The sequence below is a fragment of the Frankia sp. AgPm24 genome (genome assembly GCF_023243055.1).
GTDB lineage: Bacteria > Actinomycetota > Actinomycetes > Frankiales > Frankiaceae > Frankia > Frankia umida.
Genome location: NZ_JALKFW010000014.1, coordinates 1 through 11,173, shown reverse-complemented (window position 1 = coordinate 11,173; position 11,173 = coordinate 1). Strand labels below are relative to the sequence as shown.

8 protein-coding genes and 2 pseudogenes are annotated in these 11,173 nt (G+C 66.8%); 4 read left to right on the top strand and 6 right to left on the bottom strand.

What is annotated here, in order from left to right; genetic code table 11:
• Positions 1–296 precede the first annotated feature (296 nt).
• The 3 genes from MXD61_RS04620 to MXD61_RS04610 all read left to right on the top strand — a co-directional run bounded on the left by MXD61_RS04620 (position 297) and on the right by MXD61_RS04610 (position 3,378).
• On the top strand, positions 297–578 hold the full coding sequence (locus tag MXD61_RS04620) for a winged helix-turn-helix domain-containing protein (RefSeq protein WP_251079437.1): 282 nt from the start codon (positions 297–299) through the stop codon (positions 576–578).
• Positions 575–844, top strand: coding sequence for a hypothetical protein (locus tag MXD61_RS04615; protein ID WP_248811611.1), 270 nt, complete (start codon positions 575–577; stop codon positions 842–844). The genes MXD61_RS04620 and MXD61_RS04615 overlap by 4 nt, the downstream gene beginning before the upstream one ends.
• A 104-nt stretch (positions 845–948) precedes the next feature.
• Positions 949–3,378, top strand: coding sequence for an MMPL family transporter (locus MXD61_RS04610; protein ID WP_248811610.1), 2,430 nt, complete (start codon positions 949–951; stop codon positions 3,376–3,378).
• A 41-nt stretch (positions 3,379–3,419) separates the two neighbouring features.
• Here the strand turns inward: MXD61_RS04610 and MXD61_RS04605 are convergent, their stop codons facing one another.
• The 3 genes and pseudogenes from MXD61_RS04605 to MXD61_RS04595 all read right to left on the bottom strand — a co-directional run bounded on the left by MXD61_RS04605 (position 3,420) and on the right by MXD61_RS04595 (position 7,803).
• Complete coding sequence (locus MXD61_RS04605; RefSeq protein WP_248811609.1) at positions 3,420–4,154, bottom strand: AfsR/SARP family transcriptional regulator; 735 nt, start codon at positions 4,152–4,154, stop codon at positions 3,420–3,422.
• A gap of 1,715 nt (positions 4,155–5,869) precedes the next feature.
• Positions 5,870–6,835, bottom strand: a pseudogene (locus MXD61_RS28660) (TauD/TfdA family dioxygenase).
• Entirely contained in the window at positions 6,832–7,803 is a 972-nt protein-coding gene (locus tag MXD61_RS04595) for a TauD/TfdA family dioxygenase (protein WP_248811608.1), read from the bottom strand. The pseudogene MXD61_RS28660 and the gene MXD61_RS04595 overlap by 4 nt, the downstream one beginning before the upstream one ends.
• Positions 7,804–8,044: 241 nt before the next feature.
• Between MXD61_RS04595 and MXD61_RS04590 the strand changes: the two genes are divergently transcribed.
• The gene (locus MXD61_RS04590) at positions 8,045–9,310 is read left to right on the top strand and encodes an IS256 family transposase (protein WP_248811607.1); all 1,266 of its coding nucleotides are present in this window, start codon (positions 8,045–8,047) and stop codon (positions 9,308–9,310) included.
• A gap of 65 nt (positions 9,311–9,375) precedes the next feature.
• Here the strand turns inward: MXD61_RS04590 and MXD61_RS04585 are convergent.
• The 3 genes and pseudogenes from MXD61_RS04585 to MXD61_RS04575 all read right to left on the bottom strand — a co-directional run.
• Positions 9,376–9,735, bottom strand: a pseudogene (locus MXD61_RS04585) (hypothetical protein); the annotation flags it as partial.
• Positions 9,736–9,841: 106 nt separating this feature from the next.
• On the bottom strand, positions 9,842–10,372 hold the full coding sequence (locus tag MXD61_RS04580) for a transposase (protein ID WP_248811606.1): 531 nt from the start codon (positions 10,370–10,372) through the stop codon (positions 9,842–9,844).
• Between the two features lie 38 nt (positions 10,373–10,410).
• Positions 10,411–11,173 (bottom strand): transposase (locus MXD61_RS04575; RefSeq protein WP_248811605.1); only part of this gene is annotated, 763 nt, incomplete at its 5' end.

The window sequence follows — 11,173 nt, the reverse complement described above, 5'->3', positions numbered from 1 at the left end:
GCCCGATCCTCCCTGGCCAGGAGCACTTTCCTCTTTGCGGCAACCCAACAGACGATCACCCCGGTGAAAGCCCGAGGCTATCTCTCGGACCAACTGGTGCCGGGGTCGAGCCGGCCACCGGGTCGCGGGCCGCCGGCGGCACCCCGGCCGCCGCACGCGGCTGGCGGATGCCCACCGACGCCGGCAGATGACAACTCGACAATGCTCCTGCTAACATCTGTTGGCATGTGCTGCAGGACTACACCTTGACAGCGCCGGCTCCCACGGGCGACGAGCTGGTGCAGATCCTGGCGACGATGGCCAACCCCCACCGGCTCCGCGTCCTCGCGGCACTCGCCAGTGAACGCAACTACGTCAGCCAGCTCGCCCGTGAGCTGGACATCAGCCGCGCCCTGCTCCAGGTACACCTGCGCAAGCTCGAGAACGCCGGACTCGTCTCCGCCAGCCTCGAGGTCTCCCCGGACGGGAAGGCGATGAAGTTCTACGAGGTCGCGGCGTTCCAGTTCCACCTGACTCCGGAGACCGTCGCGGACGCGGCGCGCACCCTCAGCCCACCCGAGAAAGGATCAACGACATGAGCGGTACCGACTGGCAGGAGGTGACCGGGGTCATCGGGTTCTTCCTCCTGGTAACTGCCGTGATCACAGTTACGATCTGGCAGCTCGCCGCCACCTGGCGGGCCAAGGCTGTTCTCGCCCGCGAGAACGAGTACCGAGCCATCGCCGACAAGGCCGTGCTCTTCCAGGAGGGAGCCGAACGGCAGCTCGCCGAACTCGTCGGACGGCTTGCCGAGATCCAGACCCGGCTCCAGTCTGTCGAACGCATTCTCAAGGACGTCGAGTAGGTGCCGGGCTGTCGAGTAGCCGCTCGGCAGCCCAGCCAGCAAGAAGCGACACCTCGCCGACCGGCGAGCTTCTGGAGCACTTCTTCCCGAGGGGACCTTAGTTCATGATGGGCGAAGCGAACCACTCACCGCCTGATCACGAAGGCTGGGGCGACCCGGTCCGAGCGCCGCTGGTCGAACGGGTCGCGGCATGGTCGATCCGGCACCGTGCACGGGTCGTCGTCGGCTGGCTCGTGCTCGTGGTCCTCGCCGTGGCCTCCAGCGGTCTGATTCCCGGCGACGATGCTCGGGCGCATGATCCAGGTGAGTCGGGGCAGGCGCAACAGGTGATACGCGACCAGGAGAGCTACGAGCCGGCTCTGGAGAACGTTCTGATCCAGGCACGCGATGCCGGAGGGCCGGCGTTCGCGGACAGCCCGGCGCTGCGCGCCGCCGCCACGGACCTGGTGGCGACGCTGAACGGAACGCCGGGCGCCGTGCAGGGCCTACGTTCTCCTCTGGACACCGCGGAGCAGATCTCAGAGGACGCCCGGTCGGGTCTGGTCAGCTTCTTCGTTGCCGGACCCAACGACCAGATGACCGAGCACTACAACGCCGCCGCGACGGCCGTCGACGCCGTCGCGGCGCGGCATCTGGACGTGCGGATCGTGCAGGCGGGCGACCGGAGCCTCAACGACGCGGTGGACGACTCCATCCAGGAGGACTTCCAACGCGCGGAGACCTTCTCCCTGCCGATCACCGCCGTGATCCTGTTGGTGGTCTTTGGATCGCTCGTCGCGGCGTCGGTTCCGTTGCTGCTGGCTGGAACCACCATGCTCGCCGCGTTCGGGCTGATGACGACGGTAGGCAAGTGGATTCCCGTCAACAGCGCCGCATCCTCCATGATCCTGCTGATCGGTGTCGCCGTGGGCACCGACTACTCGCTGTTCTACCTCCGCAGGGAGCGGGAGGAACGAGCCGCTGGACGCGACCTCGAACAGGCCCTGCGAATCGCCGCCCGAACCTCGGGGCGCGCTGTCGTGGTGTCCGGCCTGACCGTAATGCTGTGCCTTTCCGGCCTGCTGTTCACCGGGCTGGACAACTTCCGTGGGCTGACCGTCGGCACCGCCATGGTGGTCGGGCTCGCGGTCGTCGGCTCCGTGACGGCCCTCCCCGCGACCCTGTCGCTGCTGGGCTCCCGGATCGAGCGGGCTCGCGTGCCGTGGCTCGGCCGGCGACGCACCACTGCACGGGAGTCCCGGGCCTGGTCCGCGGTGGCCCGGACGGTGGTACGCCGCCCACTCCTGTGGGGTGGCATCGCGACGCTCACGCTCGTGGTGCTGACACTGCCCGCCTCCGGGATCAGGCTGCAGGACGCGGGGCCGATTAACAGCCTTCCTCGCGACGTCGCCGCGGTCGACGGCGCCATCCGCATGCAGGAGGCCTTCCCCGGTGCGCCGGCCCCGGCCAAAGTGGTGATCTGGGGAAACGTGACAGATCCCGCTCTGGCCGAGGCGATCGACAACCTGCGCAGTCGAGTAGCAGCCAGTGACGGTCTACTCGCCGAACCGCTCTCCGTGACCCGGGTCGACAATGCCATGCTGGTCCGGCTGCCGCTCGCCGGAGAGGGGACGGATCCGCTCTCCAACGAAGCGCTGGAGCTGCTACGGGGCGAGGTCCTGCCCGCCACGGTCGGTCAGGTTCCCGGTGTTGAGTACGCGGTCTCCGGCAAGACGGCCTTCGCATTTGACTTCACCGAACGGGTGCGCGACACCATGCCGCTGGTCTTCGGGTCAGTGCTGGTGCTGTCGTTCGTCCTGCTTGGCGTGGCTTTCCGCTCCCTGGCGATCCCGCTGGTGTCGATCTTGCTCAACCTCTTGTCTGTCGGTGCCGCCTGCGGGGTGCTGACCTGGGTGTTCCAGGATGGGAACCTCGAATCGCTGCTCGGGTTCACCTCGTACGGAGGCGTGGTCGGGTGGCTCCCGCTGTTCATGTTCGTCCTGCTGTTCGGCCTGAGCATGGACTACCACATCTTCGTCCTCAGCCGGATCCGCGAGCACTGGTCGGGCGGCGCAGGTGCCCGGACGGCGATCGTCGAGGGTGTGGGCACGAGCGCCGGCGTCGTCACGAGCGCCGCGGTCATCATGACCGCCGTCTTCAGCGTCTTCGTCGTGCTCAACTCGATCGAGTACAAGATGCTCGGGGTGGGCATGGCCGTGGCCATCCTGATCGACGCGACCCTCGTACGTGGCGTGCTGCTGCCCGCGGCGATGGCCATGCTTGGCGACCGCGCATGGAGAATGCCCGGACGGGGCCCCCGCGACCGCCGTCCGTCAGCCTCCCCGACCACACCGCCCAGGCAGGCACCCGCGGCGACCGGCGTCCCGGCGAGGGGGGATGGCCGCGATCGTCGCGAAAGTGACCAGCACTCGTACCCGGCCGCTCGGCTCATTCACAGTGCTCCGGCCCGCCTCGGCACCGGGCGTGGGGCACGGCTGGAGACCGGCCAGCCACGTCCGGAGCCACCGGACACCCCTGAGCGTCAGCGCATCTGACATCAGGACGCGTTCTGCCGCTGCCCCTGGGCAGGACGCGTCTAGTCGAAGTCATCCGTGAGGATCTCGTGATGCGCCTTGCGTAACGCCGGGCCGGGACCGACACCGAGTTCCTCTTTCAGCAGCTGGCAGCCCTGGTAGTAGGTGGCAAACGCCTCGGCCTGCCGGTCCGAGCGATACAGGGCGATCATCAACTGGGCCCGGAAGACCTCCCGAAGTGGATTGGCGTTGACCAGCCCGACGAGTTCGGAGGTGAGTTTGCGGTAACGGCCGAGGATGAGATCGGCGCTGATCCTGTTCTCCAGCGCCTCCATCCGTGCCATCTCTATCCGCGGGCGCCCATTCTCGGCGAGCAGCTCCGTCACATCCGTGAGAGTTGGACCGCGCCAGAGGTCAAGCGAGGCCCGCAGCAGGTCCGACGCCCTCCGAGGTTGTTGCGCCTGCAACGCCGAAAGTCCTGCCTGCGAGAGCTCCTCGAACTCGCGGAAATCGAACTTGGCCCGCCCCAGCCGCAACAGGTAACCCTGACCCTGACGAATGATCGCGCTCGTCCCATCCAGATGCTTTCGCAGCCGGGAGGCATACGTGTAGATCTGCGCCTGATAGGTCCGTGGCGGGTTCTTTCCCCACAGGAGCTCACCGAGCTTGGCGTCGGATATCACCCACTCTCCGCCCAGCAGCAGGGCCGCCAGGATTGTCCGCTGTTTGGTCCCTCGCAAGGGAAGTTCGGTGTCATCTGACCACAGCCCGACCGGGCCAAGAATACGGAGTTCCAACGGTGGCCTCCCACGATCGGTTCTCACCTGCTGACAGAAACGTCCGACGACCACGGCCAGTGGCAGCTGCGGATGCGGCCTGCGGAGCCCCGGCCATGGTCCGCACCTCACCGCCTTCGACTCGAAGGTCGGCCAAACCAACTGGCCGATGGATCGGTGGACACCAGATACAGTTCGGATACACGGCCGAATATTCCGAGAGGTGACTGTGCGTTCTCCGTGAATTCCTGTCAAACATCCGGGGAGACGGTCCTGGTCCGGGCATCGGTTCCGGACACGGCTCCCGCGCGACACGCTGACCGGGGCCGACGGCCGCACCCCCCGAGCAGCACCGTGCCACAGGCACGACGGTTCGGGACGCCGACCAGGGCCCCAGTAACGCCCGACGGTCAAGACGCGAACTCACCGGGCACGTCAGCACCTTCTCTGTTGAATCTGCTCACGCGGCGGGATATCTCGTCAACGAGCGCATCCGGCCCCAGGCCCGACGGTACGCACCCGCCACGCCGCGCAACCTTCGCCCACAGCCAGGGGCCAACCGGTTCTCGACGAGATCAGATTTCCTTCATAAGAGCACCGCGACCAGCGAAAATCCGATCTCAGCAGACCCGGGCGCGATTGCCACCAGCGCGGTAATCGCGGTGGATCACGACCGCCGATGATCTGTATCTGATCGCACCGCGACACCGAGACGATTCGAATCACAGCGCGTGACCGCCATCCGTCCATGCACCCATTACGCCAGACGCCCTCCGTTCCCACTGTATCCCAGAGAGTAACCTAGCAGACTACTCGGGACTCCGAAGCGAAGAAGATGAAGTCGGACCGGAATCTGGTTGGAGGCGCCCTTGACAACTCCAGGGGACACGACTTCCGACGCATGAACTACGCAGTCCTCGTTGACGCTCCCGCACAGCACCCTCCATATCATCGAGACGACGCTTGGAACGCCGAGCGAACACTCGCCGATCAAGCTCTCGGAGCAGTTCTGGTTCATCGTCGATAAGCCAACTACCTGGGCATTTACCTGGCATCGGCTCCCACGGCCGGGTGAATGGACCGGTTCGCATCTCCGCGGGCTCATACGGATCAGCGACCGGTCGACAGGCGATGGAACGCGGAGATCCCAGCGATCCACGGGTTTCGCCAGCAGAGGAGGAGCGTAGGGAGAAGCTGCGCGCCGAGGATGTGAGCGATCCAGGGGCGCGCAGGACGCACCCTTCGCGCCACGGGGCGTGGCCTGGAAATTGAGATCAACAGCCGTCTTCGACCAGCTTATGCTGCCTGTTCAGAAGCTCACCCGGCGGGCGTCGTGAGCCGGTGGCATCCGCAGGTCGCACAAAGCTCCGGCCACCACGAGGATGATCGTTCTAGCGCGGCGACGCCGCTGGGCGGCGTGTCGTACTTCTGACATCACTGTCGACCGCGTGCGGACCACCACACTGGCCGCCACAAGGGCCCGCTCGCCAGCACGGTTCGGGTCAGGTGGAACCTCACCCTCAGGCGGCTGGCGAGCGCCACCTGCCGGCGTCCAACGTCGCCACTGTCGACGCTCGGCGGACCTGCTTCACCCGGCGTTCACCAGCTCGGCACGGCTACGACGGTCCGTGGTCGTGGCCGTGCCGCCACGGAGCCGTCAGGTTTCCTCCACGCAACAGGCCGACTGGCGTACCCACTCCGCCTGGGCGGATGTTCATGGGCGAGTACCTGCTCCGTCAGCTCCCGGCTGGATACACGTCGCTCATCGCGGTGGCGATACGCCGTGACCCGGTGAACGGCTCCCGGCCGTGAGCGACCAACATGTTGTCGACCAGGAGCAGGTCGTCGCGGCGCCAGTCGAACCGGGTGGAGCCTTCGCGGTAGCAGGAGCGCAGGTGCGCCATGACCTCGTCCGGTATCCGTCCGCCGTCGCCAAAATAGGTGTTCGTGGGCAGATCGGCCTCGTCGAACAGAGCGAGCAGCCCGTTGCGGACGTCCAGCGCCAGCGTCGTGTGGTGAAAGAAGATGATATGGTTGAACCAGGCTTGCTTGTCGGTCTCGGGTGTCGCCAGACAGCGCGGCACAATGCCGAGGTACGCAACCGGTCACCACGCCACTCGGTCAGGATGCCGTTGCGTTGGCAGTAACGGTCCACGGCACTCCGGTCGCTGCTACCGAAGGTCGTTCGGTAGGACACTCCAAATCCTGGATGGAAGTTGCGCACGACCAGCCAGCCGCGGCGCTCGAAATCGGCGCGCACCGACGGATCGATGCGGGAGCGCACCCGTCGTACGTCCACCAGTGGTGTCGCACCTCGGGTCTCTGCCGGGCTGTCGCAGTAGAAGTAGAGAAGGCGCGGCCAGCGGGCCTGGTAGGAGTTCTCGTTGTGCGGGAAGATCTCCTCGGAGGCCGGATAGTCGGTGGAGGTGTAGATATTCCCTGTTATCTGGCTGCGTGGGGACGAGCGCTCCGTGTAGGGAAGCGGCACTCCGGACAATGACTGCACAATGCGGTCGAAGCCCGCGATGCCCAGTGCCGGGTCCGCGGAACAGAACGGCGCCGTGGCGACGGACCAGGGAAAGCAACCGAGGTCCGTCTTGCTGGACAAGAACCTCGACCCCGCCTCTCCGAGGATCACCCTCGAGGACAAAGGGGAGAGCCGGTTCGACCGTGCCGCCATCCGACGGCGAGACACGCGTCATCGCCCGTCTCCCGCTGCACCGTGCGACCCTCCCGACATCGACACCAGCACCCGCCGGTCACCGGTGAACGGTCGACGTCCGTGAGCGACGAGTACATTGTCGATCAAGAGCAGATCTCCAGCGTTCCAGTCGACGTCCACCGCGTTGGCCAGCCCCACGTCCCGCACATGCGCTACGTACTCGGCCGGGATCGGTGATCCGTCGGCAAACTCCGCCGACTGCGGCAGATCCTCTTCTGTGATGATCGCCGCCAGCGCGGCGGAGGTCTCGTCGCCAAGGCCCGCGACGTGCCACTGATCTGCCTGGTTGAACCACACCTGTGCGCCGGTCACCGGATGGCGGACCGTTGCGTCCCGTACCTGAGTCACCCGCAGTCCTCCGTCTGACCGCCACCACCACTGCGCACCTGAGCCGGCGAGAAACGTCTCGACCACATCGCGGTCGTCGGTCTCGAAGGTCGCCTGCCAGCTTCGGCCGAGTCCCCAGCCGCCGTGCAGGTTCTGCGTGTAGCGCACGCCGCCGGTGAAGGCCTCGCGAACATACGGATCGATGGCGCTTAGCCAACGTTGGCCGTCAAGGACCGGGGTGGCGCCGCCCGCCGTAGGTGGGATCTCGCAGTAGAAGAGCAGACGAGTCGGCCAGCTGCGGGTGTACGACAGTTCATTGTGCAGAGAGATCGTGAAGTTCTGCGGATACTCGGTCGACGTGTAGAGGTTGCGGCCGATCCGGTCACGCGGCGAGTTACCGTGGACGTAGGCGAGGCGCTCGGGCAACAGATGGTCGAGCACCGAGTCGAGGGCATCGGGCCTGACCGCAAAGCCCCGGTAGACCACCGCCTTCGCCACTTCGAGGAGACGGCCTGTATCGCCAGCTCGTGCGAGGTGGTCGATCAGTCCGCGCTGGCTTGGCTCGACATCGGCGGTCTCGGGAGTGACCTCCAATGGCCGCCAGTCCTGGTTAACCGCCATGTGACCCTCCGTCAGCGGGATACGGAGGACTATTGTGCTGCAACGATCTATCTTTTTTCCTGACTGTGGACGACCTCCTGCCCGTCAGGCTGGGTGAGGCAGGGTGAGTCCCACCGCGTGGTGTAGATCGGGATCGGCTGGTTGATCGTCCGGGGTGGGGGTGTGTCGCTCCGGGACAAAGACGGCCATCGCGTGTAGCTCTGTGTGAACCGACCAAAGTTCCACGGAGAGGACACACGCGATGGCCTTGGATGATTCTGCCCTATCCGGTCTGCTGGAGCTGCTGCGGCACACCGATGCCGGTCAGGTGATGCGGGAGCTGCTGCGGTTCGGTCTGCAGGCGCTCGTGGACGCGGAAGCCGACGCGCACGTCGGCGCGGCCCGTTACGAACGGTCGGCAGCCCGGACCACGCAGCGCAACGGCTCCCGGGAACGGACCGTGTCGACGACCGCCGGGGACCTGACGGTGAAGATCCCGAAGATGCGGACCGGGTCGTTCTTCCCGTCGTTGCTGGAACCCCGCCGGCGTATCGACGTGGCGCTGCACGCGGTGGTGATGGAGGCCTACGTGCACGGCGTGTCGACCCGCAAGGTCGACGACCTCGTCGCCGCCCTCGGGGTGGACGCCGGGATCTCGAAGTCGGAGGTGTCCTGGATCTGCGCCGCGTTGGACCGGGAGGCCGACGCCTGGCGGGCCCGCCGGCTGGACCATGTCGGGTTCCCCTACGTCTACCTGGATGCCACCTACTGCAAGGTCCGCCTTGACGGGCGGGTCGTGTCCCAGGCAGTCGTGATCGCCACCGGTGTCTCGGCGGACGGCCGCCGGGAGGTCCTGGGCGTGCAGGTCGGCGACAGTGAGGACGAGGCGTTCTGGACCGAGTTCCTGCGTGGGCTACGGGACCGTGGCCTGGTCGTCGGTCCGGTCGGGGTGCGGCTGGTCATCTCGGATGCCCACCGCGGGCTGACCGCCGCCGTGGGTAAGGTCCTGACCGGCGCGTCGTGGCAGCGTTGCCGGGTCCACTTCCAGCGCAACGTCGCCGTCCGGGTCCCCAGGCACGCCGCGTCGATGGTGACGGCCACCATCGGCACGATCTTCGCGCAGCCGACCGCGGACCTCGTGCGCGCCCAGGTCGACACCGTCGCCGACCTCCTGCACGGGAAGTTCCCGGCGGTGGCGGGCATGCTGGGCGACGCGAAGGCGGACCTGACCGCGTTCGCGGACTTCCCTGAACCGCACTGGCGCAAGATCTGGTCGAACAACCCGCTGGAACGACTCAACCGGGAAGTGAAGCGCCGCACCGACGTCGTCGGGATCTTCCCGAACCGGGAGGCCCTGCTCCGCCTGGCGACCGCCGTTCTCATGGAGACCCACGACGAGTGGCAGGTCTCCGACCGGCGTTACCTGTCCGAGGAATCCATGCGGCAGATCGGCAGCGAAAACATCACCACAACAGTCCCGGAAATCGTCCCGATCACCCTCGACGCGGCAGATATCCAGGCCGCATAATAGGAAAAGACGCAGAGCGGAACGCGAACCGATCTACACCACTCCACGGGGCACTATCCTGCCTGGCCGGCCTCGTGCATGGCCTGAAGCAGGCCGGGGCCGACGTGAGCCCAGCCCATCAGCAGCCAGCACCCCACACTGTCGAAAGCCGCCTTGCCGTACTCCCCCGCGATCATCGGCTCGAACACGTTCAACGCCAACGTCACCACACTCGCGAACACCAGCAACCTCCGCGCCGGCCGCACCTGCTCAGAACCGGCACCCTGCACAGCCAGGAACCGGATACCCAAGAGCAGCCCGGCCACGGACAGATCGACCGCCGGAGCGACCAACGGGGCCACATACACCGGCACGCCGAGCCGCAGCGCGAGCAGCCACACATTGCCGAACGCGAAAAGGAAGCTCAACCCGACAACCACAACCATGAGTAAACATTCACCTGGTTTAGTGATCTTGCTGTAGGTGGTGGTTCACGGGCATGGCTGTGGGCCGCGCGGGGCGGTGGGTGGCACGGCGGGATCGGAGGGGGCGTCAGGTGGGGGCGGTGGCGGCCGGTGGCATCCAGGGAGCGCCGCGGAACGCGAGGCGTAGGGCGTGCATCGCGGAGACGCCGTGTTTGCGGGCGGTGGACAGGTAGCTGGCGATCTGCAGGCGGCGGGCAGTCGTGGCCGCGGAGGTGAGCCGGCCGGAGATCTTCTGTTGGGTCTTGAACGGCCGCAGGTCGCGCTCACTCTGGTTGTTCGTGGGCCAGACATCGAGGTCGAAGACGAAACGGAGTACGTCGTCCTGCCGGTCACGTAGGCATGCGAGCAGGCAACGGCCGACCGGCTGCTTCGTGCCCTTCGCGGCTGCGGGGACCTGGCTGAGTCCGACGCGGACCGCGCCGCGGTACTCGGCGATCAGCGGGTCACGCAGCGCTGCGGGGACCTCGGCCAGTCCGGCCGCGCGGGCGAGGTTGGCCTGGTGGACCGGGCCCTGCAGCGCCTGCTGGAGTTGGACCGGCCACACCTGCTCGGGGTAGGTCTCGACCACATCTTGAAGGTCGCGCAGCGAGCCTGTCACGATTTCGGCTCTGTCTCACTTTCGGTGGTGACGGAGGGTTAGCTGAGGAGGATGCGGTGGCGGAGGAGGGGGAATCCGGCTCGGCCGTGCATCTGACGCATGATCCGTTTGGTTTTGGTGTTCACGCCTTCGGTTCCGCCGTTGTGGTGAGGCAGGGTGAGGGCTGCGTTGACGGCTGCGCGGTCGAGATCGAGGCCGCGGGTGAAGGCGTGCAGGTGGGGCAGGTCGGCGGCACGGGCTGTGGTGATCCACTCGTCGAGTCGGTGGGCGTTGCCGTCCGCGGGGTGGAGAAGCTGCGCGAAGCCGCGCACGAGTCCAGCGAGATCGATCATTTCCGGGCAGGCGGTGGTGAGCTCGCCGAGCCGGTCATGTTGGCTGTCGGTGAGCCGGTCGGGTCGGGTGAGCAGGAGCCGGGTGACGCGTCGTGGTGAGATCGCAGGCCGGTCGGTGTCGACGCGGCCCTGGTTGATGTAGCGGACGAACAGGTTGAAGCTACCGTCATATCCCTGCTTTTTGATCTCGTGGAACAGCCGCAGCACGGGGACGGCGGGCTCGTCGGCGCGGCGGCGTCGCAGATAGTCGCGGTAGGGATCGACCAGAGTCGGTCGGTAGGCTGGTGCCCGCACGAGCCGCTCGGGTTCGCTGGCCCGCGCGTAGCGTTTGACCGTGTTCAGGCTCAGGTTGAGCCGCCGTGCGCAGTCAAGCAGTCCAACGCCGTGGTCACGCAGGTCGTGGACCTGCGCCCAGCGTTCCCGTGTCGTCTGGGCGCGGGGGCCGTCGTTCGGTGGCGGGCCGGCTTTG

What these genes read in the sequence shown, in the direction of transcription:
- MXD61_RS04610 (WP_248811610.1), top strand. Translation starts at nt 949, where the DNA reads ATGATGGGCGAAGCGAACCACTCACCGCCTGATCACGAAGGCTGGGGC.
- MXD61_RS04615 (WP_248811611.1), top strand. Translation starts at nt 575, where the DNA reads ATGAGCGGTACCGACTGGCAGGAGGTGACCGGGGTCATCGGGTTCTTC.
- MXD61_RS04620 (WP_251079437.1), top strand. Translation starts at nt 297, where the DNA reads ATGGCCAACCCCCACCGGCTCCGCGTCCTCGCGGCACTCGCCAGTGAA.
- MXD61_RS04590 (WP_248811607.1), top strand. Translation starts at nt 8,045, where the DNA reads ATGGCCTTGGATGATTCTGCCCTATCCGGTCTGCTGGAGCTGCTGCGG.
- MXD61_RS04595 (WP_248811608.1), bottom strand. Translation starts at nt 7,803, where the DNA reads ATGGCGGTTAACCAGGACTGGCGGCCATTGGAGGTCACTCCCGAGACC.